Genomic DNA, 15,835 nt, shown 5'->3' with positions numbered 1-15,835 from the left:
CCGGGGTGCGGAACGGGCGCCGCCCGCGGCGACCGTGGTCGACGCGGGCGGCGGTCCGGATCAGCGGAAGGTGTAGTACCCGTCGAGCGCCATGGCGTTGACGGAGTGGATCTGGGTGCCCTGCGAGGGGTTGAGGGCGGAGATCATCTTGCCGCCGCCGAGGTAGATCCCGACGTGGGCGCCGCCGTTCTGCGAGACGAGGTCGCCCGGCTGCGGGGTGGCGGTGGGGGTGCCGGCCGCGAACTGCGCCCAGGTGGTGCGGGGCAGGTTGATGCCCTGCTGCGCGTAGACCCACTTGGTGAAGCCGGAGCAGTCCCAGGCGCCGAAGGCGGTGCCGCCGTAGACGTAGCCCGAGCCGATGCCCTTCATCGCGGTGCCGACGAGGCCGCTCGCGGAGGACAGCGACTGGGTGGAGACCGACTGCGTGGACAGGCTCGAGGTGGAGGCGCTCTGCTGCGCGGCCGGGGCCTGGGGGGTGGAGGCCGGCGCAGCGGGGGCCGGCGCCGCGACGGGGGCCGGCGCCGCGACGGGGGCCGGCGCCGCGACGGGGGCCGGCGCCGCGACGGGGGCCGGCGCCGCGACGGGGGCCTGGTAGGAGTAGGAGGTGTAGCTCGCCAGCGAGGCGGCGGGGGCCGAGTACACGGCGCCGGAGGCCGCGGGGACCTCCGCGTAGGCCTGGGCGGGGGCCACGGAGCCGAGGATCGCGGCGCCGGCGGCGGCGGCGATGGTGGTGTTGCGCACGGCGTGGGACTGCACCTGGGCGCGGTGGCGGGCAGAGTTCTGCTTAAAGAAAGCCATGAGTGTGTGTTCCTCCCTTTGCCTACGAGGTGAGCTGTCGGATTCGGGTGGGAGACACCCGGCCGCAGAGCGCACGCGCTCCGGCGACTTAACCCCTAGGCCCCAGTTCGTGGGACCGAATGTGGTTCCCCCGCTTCTGCCAAGCAATTTCTGTGTTCGGACCCCGGGCACCGGCAGAATTCGGCGATGTGCCACGAGGGCGCCGATCCGACCAGTGATCAGCACGCGTTGAACAGTACATGACCGATTACGGATGTGTCACGTTTTGATCACGGCCGATAACAGCGTTGTATCGCCATGCGACCGAATAGGCCCCTTCTGTGTCGGGGACGCCTATGGATGCGATCCCGTAGGGAACGGTGCAGTGGGGGTCGCGGACCGCGGTTTCCCGCGCTGATCAGCGGTTTCGGCGACAGCTCGGCGTGCCGGCGGGGGTCGGGGCGGAAGCGGGCTGTGAACGTCCACACATGCGCGGACAGGCCCCGCCGGGACCGGCGGGGCCCCCGGACGGATGCTCCCTCCGGAGCGTGGGGCCGCAGGAGGCGGGGCGGGGCCTCAGGAGGTGAGGACGCGGATGGCCGCGCCGGTGCGGAGGTCGAGCTCGGCGGAGCGCCCGGTGGCGGGGATCTCCACGAGCACGCGCTGCCCGTCGGTCCGGGCCCGGACCTCGGCCCCCGTGAGGATGCCCACGTCGCTGAGCAGGCGCAGCAGGGCGGTGTCCGCCTGCACGAACTCGGGCAGCAGGGCGATCGTGTGCACCGCCTCGGGCGCGCTGCGGGCGGCCTCGAGCAGCGTCCGGTGCGGCCCGGGGACCGGCTGCTCGTCGACCCCGAGAGCGCCCAGGCCCGGGATCGGGGTGCCGTACGGGGAGTACCGCGGGCTGTGGAGCAGGTCGACGAGCCGGCGCTCCACCTGTTCGCTCATGACGTGCTCCCACCGGCAGGCCTCGTCGTGGACCTGCGCGAGGTCGAGGCCGATGACGTCCGCGAGCAGCCGCTCCGCGAGGCGGTGCTTGCGCATCACCTGCACGGCCCGCACGCGCCCGGCCTCGGTGAGCACCAGGGACCGGTCCGGCCCCACCGTGAGCAGCCCGTCGCGCTCCATCCGGGACACCGTCTGGGAGACCGTGGGCCCCGAATGGCCGAGGCGCTCGACGATGCGGGCGCGCATCGGGGTGATCCCCTCCTCCTCCAGTTCGAGAACGGTCCGCAGGTACATCTCGGTGGTGTCGATCAGGTCGCTCATGCGTCGGTCACCCTTCGTCCGGCCGTCCCACCCCGGGGATCCTGCCCGGGACGGTCTTACCGCACGAGCTTAGTGCGCCAGCCGCCCTGCGGCCGGGGCGACGGGCGCACGGCGGGCCACGAGCGTCCGTGGGGCACAATGGGGGCCGTGGCACCGCAGGCGCGCACGCCGTCCACCGGCTGCTGACCGCCGCCCCGCCGCCCGTCCCGACCGCACGTCCTTCCGAGGGAGCGCCCGTTGCCCGCACACGTCACCATTCCCCCGCACCTGCTGCCCGCCGACGGCCGGTTCGGGGCGGGCCCCTCGAAGGTCCGCCCCGCCCAGGTCGAGGCCGTCTCCCGGGCCGGGGCGACCCTGCTGGGCACCTCCCACCGGCAGGCACCGATCAAGGAGCTCGTGGGCTCGGTGCGGGAGGCACTGGCGCAGTTCCTGCGCCTGCCCGCCGGCTACGAGGTGCTCCTGGGCCTGGGCGGGGCGACCGCGTTCTGGGACGCGGCGGCCTTCGGGCTCGTCGAGCGCAAGGCCCAGCACCTGACGTTCGGGGAGTTCGGGGCGAAGTTCGCCCAGGTCACCGACCGCGCCCCGTTCCTGGCCGCCTCCTCCGTCGTCGACGCCGCCCCGGGCACCCGCCCCGCCCCGCGGCCCGAGGAGGGCGTGGACGTCTACGCCTGGCCGCAGAACGAGACCTCCACCGGGGTCGCCGCCCCGGTGGCCCGGCCCGCCGGGATCGCCGAGGACGCCCTGGTGGTCGTGGACGCGACCTCCGCCGCCGGGGGCATGGCCGCGGACCTGGCGGCCACGGACGTCTACTACTTCTCCCCGCAGAAGAACTTCGGCTCCGACGGCGGGCTGTGGCTGGGCGCCTTCTCCCCGGCGGCCATCGAGCGGATCGAGCGCGTCGGGGCCTCCGACCGGTGGATCCCGGACTTCCTGAAGCTCACCGCCGCGGTGGAGAACTCCCGGAAGAACCAGACCTACAACACCCCGGCCCTGGCCACCCTGGTCATGCTCGACGAGCAGCTGAGCTGGCTCAACGACCGCGGCGGGATGGACTGGGCGGCCGCCCGCACCAAGGCCTCCTCCGACCTGGTCTACGCCTGGGCGCAGGCCTCCGCCTTCGCGTCCCCGTTCGTGGTCCGCCCCCAGGACCGCTCCACGGTCATCACCACCGTCGACTTCGACGCCACCGTGGACGCCGCGGCCGTGGCCGCCGTCCTGCGCGCGAACGGGATCGTCGACGTGGAGCCCTACCGCAAGCTCGGGCGCAACCAGCTGCGGATCGCCACGTTCGTCTCAATCGACCCCGACGACGTCGCCCGGCTGCTGGCCTGCATCGACCACGTCGTCGCCCACCTGGGCACGGACGGCCGCACCGGGCGCTGAGCGGCCGGTGCGGCCCTCGGCGGCGACCGCTACGCGCCCGGTCCGGCGCCCTGCCGGACCGGGCGTGCCGCGCGCACCCGCAGCCAGAAGACGAGGCCCACGGCGGCCCCGGCGACGCCTGCGGCCACGGCCACCCCCATCCCCCACCGGGCCCCCAGGGCGTCGGTGATCCAGCCGACCACGGGCGCCCCGACCGGGGTGCCGCCCATGAAGATGGCCATGTAGAGGCTCATCACGCGCCCGCGCATCACGGGGGACGTCGTCGTCTGCACGTACGCGTTCGCGGTGGTCATGATGGTCAGGGAGGACAGCCCGCACGGGACCAGCCACAGCGCGAACAGCGGCAGGCTGGGGGCCGTGGCCGCGCCCAGGCACGCGAGGCCGAAGACGGCGCTGCCCCCGTAGACGTAGCGCAGCCGGGCGCGGCGGCGCCGGGCCGAGAGCAGGGCGCCCGCCACGGTGCCGACCGCGAGGACCGAGTTGAGCACGCCGAAGACCTCCGACCCCTGGCCGAAGACCGGCCCCGCCATGGCCGCGAGGAACACGGCGAAGTTCAGCCCGAACGTGCCGATGAGGAAGATCGTGACCATCACCGCGAGGATGTCGGGGCGGTGCACCACGTAGGCGATGCCCTCGCGGATCTGCCCGCGCCCGCGCCCGCTGCGGGGCAGCCGGCGCAGCTCGCCCGGGCGGATGGCGAGGATCGCCGCGATCATCGCCCCGAAGGTCAGCGTGTTCAGCAGGAACACCCATCCGGACCCGACGGACGCCACCAGCAGCCCGGCCACCGCGGGACCGATCATCCGCGCGGCGTTGAACGACGTCGAGTTCAGGGCCACGGCGTTGGAGAGGTAGACGTCGTCGACCATCTCGGAGACGAACGTCTGGCGCACGGGGGCGTCCAGCGTGCTCACCACGCCGAGGCTCAGGGCCAGGGCGTAGACCAGCCACAGCGTCGCCGCGCCGGAGAGCACGAGGACCCCCAGCGCCGCGGCGAGCACCGCCATGCCCGCCTGCGTCCACAGCAGCAGTCGGCGCCGGTCGAGCCGGTCGGCGAGCACGCCCGCGTACGGAGCCAGGAAGAGCTGGGGCAGGAACTGCAGGGCTGTCACCACGCCCATGGCCGTGGCGTCGTGGTCCGTGAGCTCGTCGAACACCAGCCAGGACTGCGCCGTGCGCTGCATCCACGTCCCGATGTTGGACACAAGCGCGCCCAGGAACCACACCCGGTAGTTCCTGAACCGGAAGGAGCGGAACATCCCGCCCGCAGGCTCGGGGGCGTCGTCCGTCCCGGCAGCCGTCGGCGGGGCGGTCAGGACGGATCGCCGCCCTGCGGCCGTCCCGTGTCCTGCCCGGCCCCCTCGGCGCCCGGGTGCTCCGCCACCGGGTCGCCGGCCGCGGCCTCCGCCTCGGCGTCGTCCTGCTCCGCGAGCTCCCGCTCCGCGGCCTCCTCCAGCTCGGCGGCGTCCTCCAGGGCCTTCTCCTCGGGGCTCACGCGCTCGGCCCACGGCACCCACTCCGGCGCCAGCAGGGCGTCGTCGCCCGGGAGCAGGCCCACCTCGCACACCGTCACCGTCCTGCTGCGCGGGGCGCGGGCCAGGCTCGCGAACCAGTTCCAGCCGCGGTAGCCCGGCAGGGCGCACTCGAACAGGTGGGTGACCAGACGGTCCTCCTCGATCCGCACGTGGTGGCCCTCGCCGATGTGTCCGGGCTCGGCGATCTCCTCGACGGCCGTGCGGGCGGCCGCGACGGAGTCCACGAGCAGCGGGTCCGGCTTGGGGGCGCGCCGGCGCCGGGCCGGGCGCGCCGGCGGCTGCGCGGCGCTCGCGGGCTCGGCGTCCCCGGCGGGGGCGTCCGTGGCGATCTCCTGGGTCACTGCTGGTCTCCTCGACGGTGGTGGGCGGAGTGGGCGGTCGGACGGAGGGCTCAGACGTCCAGGTTGTCGGCGACGGTGCGCAGGATCGCGGCGATCTTCTTCCCGTGCGCCGAGTCCGGGTAGCGGCCCCGGTGCAGGCCGTTGGACATGCCGTCCAGCAGCTTGATGAGGTCCTCGGTGATCACGGCCATCTCCTCCGCGGGCTTGCGGACGTTCCGGGCCACCGACGGGGCCTTCTCCAGCACGCGGGCGGACAGCGCCTGGGCGCCGCGCCGGCCCTCGGCCACGCCGAACTCCATCCGCGTGCCCGGCTTCACCGTGGTGACGCCGGAGGGCAGCGCCGAGGAGGGCAGGAAGACCTCCTGGCCGTCGTCGGTCGCCACGAACCCGAAGCCCTTCTTGGAATCGAACCACTTGACCTTGCCGGTGGGCACGCTGTCTCCCTCGTTGTCGCGTTCGTGGAACGGGCGGCCGGCGGTCCGTGCCGCCGAGCCACCCGATGGAACCTCTCATTCTAGCCCGGATCCCGGCCCCGGGGCCGCGCGCGGCCGTCCGGGGCCGTCCGCGGCGGCCCCGGGCGGCCGCCCCGCTCGGTATCCTGGAACCATGCCTGCTCCCGACGACCGCTCCGCCGCGCCCCGGCACCGTCCCGCCGCCCGCTCGGGGATCGACGCCCTCAGCGCCGCCGCGCTCGTGCTCGGGCTGGTCTGCGCCGCGTGCCTCACGCTGCTGCTCGTGCTCAAGTGGGCCGGCGCGGACCCGTGGGACGGGCTCACCGCCATCCCGTGGTTCGCGTTCCCGGTTGCCTTCCTCCTGCTCTGCGCGTCCCTGGTGCGCTCGGTGCTGCGCCGGCGCCGGGCCTGAGCCGTGCTCCCGGACGGCCTGCTCCGGGATCTCGTGTCCCGCTCCCCCGCCGAGCTCGGTGAACTGCTCGCCGCACGGCCGGAGCTGGTGCGCCCCGGCACGGCCTCCTTCGCCGAGCTCGCCGAGGCGCTGCTGGCCCGCGCCGGTCAGCGCCGGGCCCTCGACGAGCTGACCCGGCCCGAGCTGGACGCCGTCGAGCGGGCCGTGGTGCTCGGGATGCCGGCCGACCCCGCCGCGCAGCTGCTGGCCGGGACGCCGTGGCGGCGGCTCCACCGGCTGGGCCTCGTCCACCGCGACGGGCAGGCCCTGCGGCTCGTGCCGGGGGTGGCCGACGGCCTCGGCCGCTACCCCGCCGGGCTCGGCCGCCCGCGCTCCGTGCTGGAGCCCCTGGCGGAGCGGCTGCGGGGGCGGCTCCCGCAGCCCGCGGGCGCCGCGGCCCCGGCCGAGGCGCTCCTCGGCGACCCGGACGCCACCGCGTGGCCGGCCGGGGCGCGGGAGGTGCTCGAGCGGTTCCGGGGCCGGCCCGTGGGCGCGCTGCCCGACGCGCTGCGCCGCCCCGATCCCGCCGTCGACGCCGCCGCGCGGCCCGTCGACTGGCTGCTCGCCCGCGGGGTGCTGCTGCCCGTGGACTCCCGCCACGTCGAGCTGCCCCGGGAGGTCGGCCTCGCCCTGCACGGGGGCGACCCGTGGGCCCGACAGCCCGAGGAGCCCCCGGGCCCGCCGGGACGGCGCGTGCCCGACCGGCTGCGGGACAACGCCGCGGCCGCGGCCGTCGAACAGCTGCTGCGCCTGCTCGCCGTGCTGCGCGCCGAGCTGGCCGCCCGCCCCCTGACGACCCTGCGCGCCGGCGGGGTCGGGGTGCGCGAGCTGCGGCGCCTGCGCGCGGCCCTGGATGTCGAGCCCGCCGAGCTCGCCCGGCTGCTCGGCACGGCCGAGCTGGCCGGCCTGGTGCGTCTGGACCCCGACACGTCGGCGTGGCGCCCCGCTCCCGCGCCGTTCGAGGACGCCGACCGCTCCCGCCAGTGGCTGCACGTCGTGCGCTGCTGGCTGGCCTCCGACGTCGTCCCCTCCGCGGTGGGCCGGCCCCTGGCCGACGGCTCGGTCGTCGGGGTGCTGACCCGCGGGACCCGCGTCCCCGAGGCCGTGCCCGTGCGCCGGGCTGTGCTGGAGGCGCACGCCGGTCTCGCCGAGCGCGCCCCCGGCGCCCACGGCGCCGAGGACGTCCTCGCGCTCGCCCGGCGGCGGCGCCCGCGACTGGCCCGGTCCCTGGACCGCTGGGGACCGGGGATGCTCACGGAGGCGGCCGAGCTCGGGCTCGTGGGCGCCGACGCCCTCACGGCCCCGGGCCGGGCCGTGGCCCGGGGCCGCGTCGGGGACGCCGCGGACGCCGTGGCGCACTGGCTGCCCGCGCCGGGGCGGACCGTGCTGCTGCAGAGCGACCTCACCGCGACCGCCCCCGGCCACCTCGCCCCCGACGTGGCCCGGGCCCTCGGGCAGCTGGCCGAGGCGGAGGGCCACGGCCCGGCGGCGCGGCACCGGTTCACGGAGCAGTCCCTGCACCGGGCCCTCGACGCCGGCTGGAGCGCCGCGACGATCCTCGGCTGGCTCGAGGAGCACGGCACCGGCCCCGTCCCGCAGGCGCTGGCCTACCTCGTCGAGGAGACCGGCCGCGGCCACGGCCGGCTGCGCATCACCCGGGCGGACTGGGTGGTCACCGGCGAGGAGGACCTGCTCGAGGCGTTCGCCCGCGCCCCGCGCCTGGCCGGGCGCCCGGTGCGCCGACCGGCACCGGGCGTGCTCGTGGTGGCCGGCGGGGAGGAGCCGACCGGGCGCCGCCGGTCGGTCCCCGGCCGCGACGGCGTCCTCGGGGAGCTCGTGGCGGCCGCGCGGGCCACGGGCACCGAGCCGGCGCTCGACGTCGCGCCGCCGGGCCCGGAGCCGGTGACCGGCGGCGCCGACCCGGCCGCGCTGCTCGAGGTGCTCGAGGTGCCCGCCGCCGGCCGCCCCGGTCCTTCCCCCGAGGAGGTCCGGGACCTGCTCGCCCGCCTCGTCGGCGACGACGCCGCGGACGGCACGGCGGCCCCCGCCCCGGACGACCGCGGGGCCCCCGCCGCCCGGACCACCACCGACCGCGAAGGAGCCGGCGCATGAGCGCAGGACCGCTGATCGTGCAGAGCGACCGCACCGTCCTGCTCGAGCTCGACCACGAGCAGGCCGACGACGCCCGCCGGGAGCTCGCGGCGTTCGCCGAGCTCGAGCGCGCGCCCGAGCACGTGCACACCTACCGCATCACCCCGCTCGGGCTGTGGAACGCCCGGGCCGCCGGGCTCGACGCCGAGAAGGTGCTGGACGTGCTGCTGACGCACTCCCGGTTCCCCGTCCCCCACGCCCTGCTCGTGGACATCGACGAGACGATGTCCCGCTACGGCCGGCTCGTGCTGGAGAAGGACCCGGTGCACGGGCTCGTGCTGCGGAGCCGGGACGCGCCCGTGCTGGAGGAGATCGCCCGGCACCGGAGGATCGCGCCGCTGCTCGGCGCCCGGATCGACGGGGCCACCACGGTGGTGCACGCCAGCGCCCGCGGCGAGCTCAAGCAGCTGCTGCTGTCCGTGGGGTGGCCGGCCGAGGACCGGGCCGGCTACGTGGACGGCACCCCGCACCCGATCGCCCTCACGGCGGCGGATCCGGCCACCGGCGAGGCGTGGGCGCTGCGCCCGTACCAGCGACACGCGGTGGAGAACTTCTGGGCGGGCGGCAGCGGCGTCGTCGTGCTGCCCTGCGGGGCGGGCAAGACGCTGGTGGGCGCGGGGGTGATGGCCGCGAGCTCCACGACGACCCTCGTGCTCGTCACGAGCACGGTCTCCGCCCGGCAGTGGAAGGCCGAGCTGCTGCGGCGGACCACCCTCACGGCCGACGAGATCGGCGAGTACTCGGGGGCGGTCAAGCAGATCCGCCCGGTGACGATCGCGACGTACCAGGTGCTGACCGCCCGCCGGGGCGGGCTGCACCCCCACCTCGAGCTGCTCGACGGCCACGACTGGGGGTTGATCGTCTACGACGAGGTGCACCTGCTGCCCGCCCCCGTCTTCCGGATGACCGCCGAGCTCCAGGCCCGCCGCCGGCTCGGCCTGACGGCCACGCTGGTGCGCGAGGACGACCGGGAGGGCGAGGTGTTCTCCCTCATCGGCCCGAAGCGCTACGACGCCCCGTGGCGGGAGATCGAGGCGCAGGGCCACATCGCCCCCGCCGACTGCGTCGAGGTGCGGGTCGAGCTGCCGACGGCCGACCGGATGGCCTACGCCTCCGCGGAGGACGCGGACCGGCACCGCCTGGCCGCGTCCTCCGCGCACAAGCTCGCCGTCGTGGAGCGGCTCGTGGCCCGCCACCGGGACGAGCCGGTGCTCGTCATCGGGCAGTTCCTGGACCAGCTCGACGAGCTGGGCGAGCTGCTCGGCGCCCCGGTGCTGAAGGGCACCACCGGCACGGCCCGGCGGGAGAAGCTGTTCGCGGCGTTCCGCGCCGGGCAGCTGCCGGTGCTGGTGGTCTCCAAGGTCGCCAACTTCTCGATCGACCTGCCGGAGGCCTCCGTCGCGGTCCAGGTCTCCGGGGCCTTCGGCTCCCGGCAGGAGGAGGCCCAGCGCCTCGGGCGCCTGCTGCGGCCCAAGCGCGACGGGCGGCCCGCGACGTTCTACACCGTGGTCGCGCGGGACACCGTGGACGCCGCCTACGCCGCCCGGCGCCGCCGGTTCCTCGCGGAGCAGGGCTACGCCTACCGGATCGTCGACGCCGCCGACGTCTGAGACCGGGAAGCTCACGGCCGGTGCCCGCAGCACGTTCAGGGGGTTTTCAGCCTGCTCGGAGAAACTGGAGGGGTGAAGAACGACAACCCCGAAGCGAAACTGCTCGTCGTCGACGACGAGCCGAACATCCTGGAGCTGCTGGCCACGTCGTTGCGCTTCGCCGGCTTCGAGGTGGTCACCGCCGCCAACGGCCGTGAGGCCCTCGCCAAGGCGGACTCCGAGGACCCGGACCTCGCGGTGCTCGACGTCATGCTCCCCGACATGGACGGCTTCACCGTGACCCGCAAGCTGCGCGCGTCCGGGCGGCACTTCCCGATCCTCTTCCTCACCGCGAAGGACGACACCGAGGACAAGGTGACCGGACTGACCGTGGGCGGCGACGACTACGTCACGAAGCCGTTCAGCCTCGACGAGGTCGTGGCGCGCATCCGCGCCGTCCTGCGCCGCACCCAGCCGGCCGAGGAGGACGACTCGCGACTGCGCGTGGACGACCTGGTCCTGGACGACGACGCGCACGAGGTCTTCCGCGGCGACCGGGAGATCGACCTGTCCCCCACCGAGTTCAAGCTCCTGCGCTACCTCATGCTCAACCCGAACCGGGTGCTGTCCAAGGCGCAGATCCTCGACCACGTGTGGGAGTACGACTTCAACGGCGACGCCTCGATCGTGGAGTCCTACATCTCCTACCTGCGCCGCAAGATCGACAACGACCCGGAGCTGCCCCCGCTGATCCACACGAAGCGGGGCGTGGGATACCTGCTGCGGTCCGCGCACAAGCACCACTGATCCGGCCCCGGGATGCAGGCCCTGTCCTCCCGGTGGCGCTCCGCGTCGCTGCGCTCGCAGCTGATGGTCCTCACGGGCCTGCTGCTGGCGCTGTCCATCCTGGTCACGAGCTTCGTGGCGATCTCCGTGCTGCGCAACTCCCTGGTGAAGAGCATCGACGCGGACCTGAAGGGCTCGGTCAACGCGGTCTCCTCCGTGCTGCTCACCGCGCTGGACGGCGAGGCCGCCGACCAGGTCCCGCACGCCGGATACCTGCTCGACGCCGAGGGCCGGCTGCTGGCCGCGGCCGAGCACACGCCGGACGGCACGGGCGGGCTGCGCCCCGACCTCACCGGCCTCGACCTCGAGTACGTGCAGGAGCACCCCCTCGAGGCGATGACGGTGGGCTCCGTGGGCGCCCCCGACCGCACGTGGCGGGTCGTCGTGGCCAAGCCCCGGGAGCTGGACCTCGTGATCGCGGTCGCCGAGCCGCTGGGCACCACGAACACCCTGATCAGCGTGGTCACCCTGCTCACCCTGAGCTTCGGCGCCGCGACGCTCTTCGCCGCCCTGGCCGTGGGCTGGGTCCTGGTGACCCGCGCGTTCGCTCCCCTGCACCAGGTGGAGCAGACCGCCGCACGGATCGCCGAGGGCGACCTCTCCCAGCGCATGGAGGGCTACAACCCGCAGACGGAGATCGGCCAGCTCTCGGCGTCGCTCAACGCGATGCTCGGCCACATCGAGGACGCCTTCGACGCCCGCACCCGCTCGGAGGGCAAGCTGCGCCGCTTCGTGGCCGACGCCTCCCACGAGCTGCGCACCCCGCTCGTGACCATCCGCGGCTACTCCGAGCTCTACCGCCACGGCGCGCTGCAGGACCGCGAGTCCGTGGCCAACGCCATGGCCCGCATCGAGTCCGAGGCCAAGCGGATGACCCAGCTCGTGGAGGACCTGCTGATGCTCGCCCGGATCGACGAGCGGCGTCCCACGGAGACCGTCGACGTGGACCTGCTCCATCTGGCCTACGACGCCTCCGGCGACGCCCGCGCCTCCGCCCCGGACCGGCCGGTCGAGGTGGTGGGGCTGCACGGGGCCGCCCCGACCTCCGCGTGGGTGCACGGGGACGAGTCCCGGCTGCGCCAGGTCGTGGCGAACCTCGTGGCCAACGCCCTGCGCTACACCCCCGAGGGCAGTCCCCTCGAGCTCGCCGTGGGCGTCGAGCCCTCGGTGGACCAGACGTTCAACGCGGTGCTGCAGGTCCGCGACCACGGGCCCGGCATCCACGGGGAGGACGCGGAGCGGGTCTTCGAGCGGTTCTACCGCGCCGACTCCTCCCGCACGCGCGGGACCGGGGGCACCGGCCTGGGCCTGTCCATCGTCGCGGCCATCGTCCAGCAGCACGACGGCACGGTGCGCCTCACCGAGACCGAGGGCGGCGGGGCGACCATGACGGTGCGGATCCCCGGGATCGTGCGCGCCGACGACGCCCCGGAGATCTGAGCCGGCCGCAGGGACCCGGGGGCCTCATACCTCCCAGGTGCCCTGGTGGAAGCGCAGCTGCCAGGGGCCGAGCTCCGTGCGGGAGTCCTCCCGGACCCACAGCGAGCTGCGCAGGCTGGTGCGCTCGCCCGTGGTGAGCCGGTAGACCAGGTGCACCGCCGCGGGGCCCAGCGCCGTGCAGGACAGCACCTGGACGTCCACGGGCCCCAGGGAGGGCTCCCGCGGCAGCCGCTCGAGGACGTCGGCGCGCGAGCACCACGCCCCGGCGGCCCCGACCTCGGCGAAGCCCTCGTGGAGCAGCTGGGCCAGCCGGCCGGGATCGGCGCGCACGTCCTCGCGCAGCAGGTCGCGCTCGAGGGCCTCGACGGCCTGCTCGGCGGTGGTGCCGCGGGCCAGCTCGTCCTCGTGGGCGGCCAGCGCCGCCAGCAGGTCGGGATCGTGGCGGTCCTCGAACGTCTCACGCTCGCGGTCCCCGGCCGGGGCGCGGCGGGACGGGGCGGGCGCGGCGGCGCCGTCGCCGAAACCGGGGCCCTCCGGCGCGGGCCGGCCGGCCTGGAAGGCGGTGGCGACCGCCCGGGCGCGCTGGTCGGCGGCCTCGTTGAGCTCGTGGCCGGCGTGGCCCTTGACCCACTCGAAGTGCACGTCCCGGCCCCGGAGGGCGGCGTCGAGGGCCTTCATGAGCTCGACGTTGAGGACGGGCTTGCCGTCCTTCTTCGTCCAGTTCTTCTTCTTCCAGCCGGGCATCCACTTGGTGATCGAGTTGATCACGTACTGGCTGTCGCACAGCACCCGCAGGGGCTCGTCGGCGCGGTGCGCCGTGGACTCGAGCAGGTCGAGGACGGCCTTGAGCTCGCCCATGTTGTTGGTGCCGTGCGGCCAGCCGCCGGCCCGCCAGGTGTTCTCGTCGATGTACCAGGCCCAGCCCGCGGGGCCGGGGTTGCCCAGGGCGGAGCCGTCGGCGGCAGCAGTGATGGTCATGGGCCCCATCTTTCCACGGGCCGCGGGCGCGCCGGGACGCGCTCCGGGGCTCAGTCCGCGCCCTCCTGCTCGAGCTGCTCCTGCCGGACGTCGAGGACACCGGCCACCGCGGACAGCTGCGCGGCCGCGATCCGCAGGTCCGTCTTGCCCTCGAGGCGCAGCAGCAGCTCGACCTCGGGCGCCGCCTCGTCCCCGGTGCGCCGGCTGGAGACCACGGACGCCGTGAGGTGCAGCTCGTCGGCCACGTGCAGCACCTCGCGCAGCACCCCGTGCCCGTCCTCGTAGCGCAGCCGCAGGCCCATGGGGGTCACGAGGCTGGGCAGCCGGCGGGAGATGGGGGCCAGGACCAGGGCGGTGACGAAGTGCAGGACCGTGCCGGCCACCCCCAGCGCCAGCAGCCCGGCACCGCAGGCCATGCCGATGGCCGCGGAGAGCCAGATGCTGGCGGCCGTGGTCAGCCCGTGGACGACGTCGCGGTTCATGAAGATCACGCCCGCGCCCAGGAACCCGATGCCCGTGATGATCTGCGCCGCCACGCGCGAGGGGTCGGGCCCGGCGTCGATCCCGGGCAGCGGCTCGAAGCCGTAGGCGGAGACGAGGGTGAAGATCGCGGCGCCGGTGCCGACGAGCGCGTGCGTGCGCAGCCCGGCGCTCTTGCGCCGCAGCCGTCGCTCCAGGCCCACGAGCGCGGTGAGCGCGAACGCGGCCAGCGTCAGGCCCAGCTGAGTGGGCAGCGTGTCCCAGTCGAGGACCTCCATGACGCCTCCTCCGGCAGCGGTGCTCCGATTGAACACCATGGCCGCCCCGCGGGGAACGGCCGCGCGCCGGGCGCGCCGGCGGAGCCCCCGGAACGACGACGGGCCGGGCACCCCGCGAGGGGTGCCCGGCCCGTGCCGGTGCGTCGGCGGACGCTCGACGGGTCAGCCGTCGATCACATCATGCCGCCCATGCCGCCCATGCCGTCGTCGGCACCGGCGCCGGCGCCCGCGGGCTCCGGCTTGTCGGCCACGACGGCCTCGGTGGTGAGGAACAGCCCGGCGATGGACGCCGCGTTCTGCAGCGCGGAACGGGTGACCTTGACCGGGTCGTTGATGCCCGCGGCCATCAGGTCCTCGTACTCGCCGGTGGCGGCGTTGAGGCCGTGGCCCAGCGGCAGGCCGCGGACCTTGTCCACGACGACGCCGGCCTCGAGGCCGGAGTTGGTGGCGATCTGCTTGAGCGGGGCGTCGATGGCGACCTTGACGATGTTCGCGCCGGTGGCCTCGTCGCCGGTGAGCTCGAGCTTCTCGAACGCCTTCTGGCCGGCCTGGATCAGGGCCACGCCGCCGCCGGCGACGATGCCCTCCTCCACGGCGGCCTTCGCGTTGCGCACGGCGTCCTCGATGCGGTGCTTGCGCTCCTTGAGCTCGACCTCGGTCGCGGCACCGGCCTTGAGGACGGCCACGCCGCCGGCCAGCTTGGCGAGGCGCTCCTGGAGCTTCTCGCGGTCGTAGTCCGAGTCCGAGTTGTTGATCTCGGCGCGGATCTGGGCCACGCGGCCCTCGATCTCCTCGGGGGTGCCGGCGCCGTCGACGATGGTGGTCTCGTCCTTGGTCACGACGACCTTGCGGGCCTGGCCGAGCAGGTCGACGGTGGCGGTCTCCAGGGAGAGCCCGACCTCCTCGGTGATGACCTGGCCGCCGGTGAGGATCGCGATGTCCGCCAGCTGGGCCTTGCGGCGGTCGCCGAAGCCGGGGGCCTTGACGGCCACGGACTTGATGGAGCCGCGCATCTTGTTGAGCACCAGCAGGGCCAGGGCCTCGCCCTCGACGTCCTCGGCGATGATCAGCAGCGGCTTGCCGGCCTGCATGACCTTCTCGAGCACGGGGACCAGGTCCTTGACCGCGGAGATCTTGGAGTTGACCACGAGGATGTAGGGGTCCTCGAGGACGGCCTCCTGGCGGTCGGCGTCGGTGACGAAGTAGCCGGAGAGGTAGCCCTTGTCGAAGCGCATGCCCTCGGTCAGCTCGAGGTCCAGCCCGAAGGTGTTGGACTCCTCGACCGTGATCACGCCCTCCTTGCCGACCTTCTCCATCGCCTGGGCGATGAGGCGGCCGATCTCGGGGTCGCCCGCGGAGATGGACGCGGTGGCGGCGATCTGCTCCTCGGTCTCGACCTCCTTGGCGGAGGCCAGCAGCTCCTCGGTGACCGCGGCGACGGCCTTCTCGATGCCGCGCTTGAGGCTCAGCGGGTCGGCGCCGGCGGCCACGTTGCGCAGGCCCTCCTTGACGAGCGCCTGGGCGAGGACGGTCGCGGTGGTGGTGCCGTCACCGGCGATGTCGTCGGTCTTCTTGGCGACCTCCTTCACCAGCTCGGCGCCGATCTTCTCGTAGGGCTCCTCGAGCTCGATCTCCTTGGCGATGGACACGCCGTCGTTGGTGATCGTGGGGGCGCCCCAGGCCTTCTCGAGGACCACGTTGCGCCCGCGCGGGCCGAGGGTGACCTTGACGGCGTCGGCCAGGGTGTTCAGACCCCGCTCGAGACCGCGGCGTGCCTCTTCGTCGAAAGCAATCATCTTTGCCATGTGACTTCGTCCCTCCTGGACGGTAGACAAACGGTCGACCTCCACGGTGCCCGCGACGGACGG

Annotated in this window: 14 protein-coding genes and 1 riboswitch; of the genes, 6 read left to right on the top strand and 8 right to left on the bottom strand. The window is 74.6% G+C overall.

Annotated features, from left to right (window positions below):
• Positions 1-60: 60 nt before the first annotated feature.
• Complete coding sequence (locus M3185_RS14890) at positions 61-798, bottom strand: C40 family peptidase (RefSeq protein ID WP_251334465.1); 738 nt, start codon at positions 796-798, stop codon at positions 61-63.
• A gap of 7 nt (positions 799-805) precedes the next feature.
• Positions 806-954, bottom strand: a riboswitch (cyclic di-AMP (ydaO/yuaA leader).
• 399 nt (positions 955-1,353) lie between these two features.
• Positions 1,354-2,043: a metal-dependent transcriptional regulator gene (locus M3185_RS14885; RefSeq protein WP_251334464.1), complete on the bottom strand. Its 690-nt coding sequence runs from the start codon at positions 2,041-2,043 to the stop codon at positions 1,354-1,356.
• 237 nt (positions 2,044-2,280) lie between these two features.
• Between M3185_RS14885 and serC the strand changes: the two genes are divergently transcribed.
• Positions 2,281-3,426 carry a phosphoserine transaminase gene (serC, locus tag M3185_RS14880; RefSeq protein WP_251334463.1) on the top strand — a complete coding sequence of 382 codons (1,146 nt, stop codon included), beginning with the start codon at positions 2,281-2,283 and terminating at the stop codon, positions 3,424-3,426.
• 29 nt (positions 3,427-3,455) lie between these two features.
• Here serC and M3185_RS14875 read toward each other — a convergent pair whose 3' ends face one another.
• The 3 genes from M3185_RS14875 to M3185_RS14865 are packed head-to-tail and all read right to left on the bottom strand — an operon-like array spanning position 3,456 to position 5,736.
• On the bottom strand, positions 3,456-4,685 hold the full coding sequence (locus M3185_RS14875; RefSeq protein ID WP_251334462.1) for an MFS transporter: 1,230 nt from the start codon (positions 4,683-4,685) through the stop codon (positions 3,456-3,458).
• A gap of 53 nt (positions 4,686-4,738) precedes the next feature.
• The gene (locus M3185_RS14870) at positions 4,739-5,302 is read right to left on the bottom strand and encodes a DUF3027 domain-containing protein (protein ID WP_251334461.1); all 564 of its coding nucleotides are present in this window, start codon (positions 5,300-5,302) and stop codon (positions 4,739-4,741) included.
• 50 nt (positions 5,303-5,352) lie between these two features.
• Positions 5,353-5,736: a cold-shock protein gene (locus M3185_RS14865; RefSeq protein WP_251334460.1), complete on the bottom strand. Its 384-nt coding sequence runs from the start codon at positions 5,734-5,736 to the stop codon at positions 5,353-5,355.
• A 172-nt stretch (positions 5,737-5,908) separates the two neighbouring features.
• Here M3185_RS14865 and M3185_RS14860 point away from each other — a divergent pair, with 172 nt between their 5' ends.
• The 5 genes from M3185_RS14860 (at position 5,909) to M3185_RS14840 (ending at position 12,231) form a co-directional block, all read left to right on the top strand.
• Positions 5,909-6,166 (top strand): hypothetical protein, encoded by a 258-nt coding sequence (locus M3185_RS14860; protein WP_251334459.1) that lies wholly within the window; start codon positions 5,909-5,911, stop codon positions 6,164-6,166.
• A gap of 33 nt (positions 6,167-6,199) precedes the next feature.
• Complete coding sequence (locus M3185_RS17455; RefSeq protein ID WP_251334458.1) at positions 6,200-8,317, top strand: helicase-associated domain-containing protein; 2,118 nt, start codon at positions 6,200-6,202, stop codon at positions 8,315-8,317.
• On the top strand, positions 8,314-9,966 hold the full coding sequence (locus M3185_RS14850; protein WP_251334457.1) for a DNA repair helicase XPB: 1,653 nt from the start codon (positions 8,314-8,316) through the stop codon (positions 9,964-9,966). The genes M3185_RS17455 and M3185_RS14850 overlap by 4 nt, the downstream gene beginning before the upstream one ends.
• 72 nt (positions 9,967-10,038) lie before the next feature.
• A complete protein-coding gene (locus M3185_RS14845; RefSeq protein WP_251334456.1) occupies positions 10,039-10,752 on the top strand; it encodes a response regulator transcription factor in 714 nt (237 codons plus the stop codon).
• 12 nt (positions 10,753-10,764) lie between these two features.
• Positions 10,765-12,231 carry a sensor histidine kinase gene (locus tag M3185_RS14840; protein ID WP_251334455.1) on the top strand — a complete coding sequence of 489 codons (1,467 nt, stop codon included), beginning with the start codon at positions 10,765-10,767 and terminating at the stop codon, positions 12,229-12,231.
• A gap of 24 nt (positions 12,232-12,255) precedes the next feature.
• Here the strand turns inward: M3185_RS14840 and M3185_RS14835 are convergent, their stop codons facing one another.
• The 3 genes from M3185_RS14835 to groL form a co-directional block, all read right to left on the bottom strand.
• Positions 12,256-13,209, bottom strand: a complete 954-nt coding sequence (locus M3185_RS14835; protein ID WP_251334454.1) for an RNase H family protein — start codon at positions 13,207-13,209, stop codon at positions 12,256-12,258.
• Positions 13,210-13,259: 50 nt separating this feature from the next.
• Positions 13,260-13,967 (bottom strand): MgtC/SapB family protein, encoded by a 708-nt coding sequence (locus tag M3185_RS14830; protein ID WP_251334453.1) that lies wholly within the window; start codon positions 13,965-13,967, stop codon positions 13,260-13,262.
• A 173-nt stretch (positions 13,968-14,140) separates the two neighbouring features.
• Positions 14,141-15,772 (bottom strand): chaperonin GroEL, encoded by a 1,632-nt coding sequence (gene groL, locus M3185_RS14825; protein WP_251334452.1) that lies wholly within the window; start codon positions 15,770-15,772, stop codon positions 14,141-14,143.
• Positions 15,773-15,835: the final 63 nt, after the last annotated feature.

The organism is Kocuria rosea (genome assembly GCF_023715525.1).
Classification (GTDB): domain Bacteria; phylum Actinomycetota; class Actinomycetes; order Actinomycetales; family Micrococcaceae; genus Kocuria; species Kocuria rosea_A.
The sequence above is the reverse complement of the archived record's forward strand: the minus strand, read 5'-3'. Positions and strand labels throughout refer to the sequence as shown.

Excerpts from the sequence above, each read along its gene's own strand:
- M3185_RS14890 (WP_251334465.1), bottom strand. The coding sequence starts at position 798 with ATGGCTTTCTTTAAGCAGAACTCTGCCCGCCACCGCGCCCAGGTGCAG.
- groL (WP_251334452.1), bottom strand. The coding sequence starts at position 15,772 with ATGGCAAAGATGATTGCTTTCGACGAAGAGGCACGCCGCGGTCTCGAG.
- M3185_RS14835 (WP_251334454.1), bottom strand. The coding sequence starts at position 13,209 with ATGACCATCACTGCTGCCGCCGACGGCTCCGCCCTGGGCAACCCCGGC.
- M3185_RS14860 (WP_251334459.1), top strand. The coding sequence starts at position 5,909 with ATGCCTGCTCCCGACGACCGCTCCGCCGCGCCCCGGCACCGTCCCGCC.
- M3185_RS14875 (WP_251334462.1), bottom strand. The coding sequence starts at position 4,685 with ATGTTCCGCTCCTTCCGGTTCAGGAACTACCGGGTGTGGTTCCTGGGC.
- M3185_RS14830 (WP_251334453.1), bottom strand. The coding sequence starts at position 13,967 with ATGGAGGTCCTCGACTGGGACACGCTGCCCACTCAGCTGGGCCTGACG.
- M3185_RS14850 (WP_251334457.1), top strand. The coding sequence starts at position 8,314 with ATGAGCGCAGGACCGCTGATCGTGCAGAGCGACCGCACCGTCCTGCTC.
- M3185_RS14885 (WP_251334464.1), bottom strand. The coding sequence starts at position 2,043 with ATGAGCGACCTGATCGACACCACCGAGATGTACCTGCGGACCGTTCTC.
- M3185_RS14840 (WP_251334455.1), top strand. The coding sequence starts at position 10,765 with ATGCAGGCCCTGTCCTCCCGGTGGCGCTCCGCGTCGCTGCGCTCGCAG.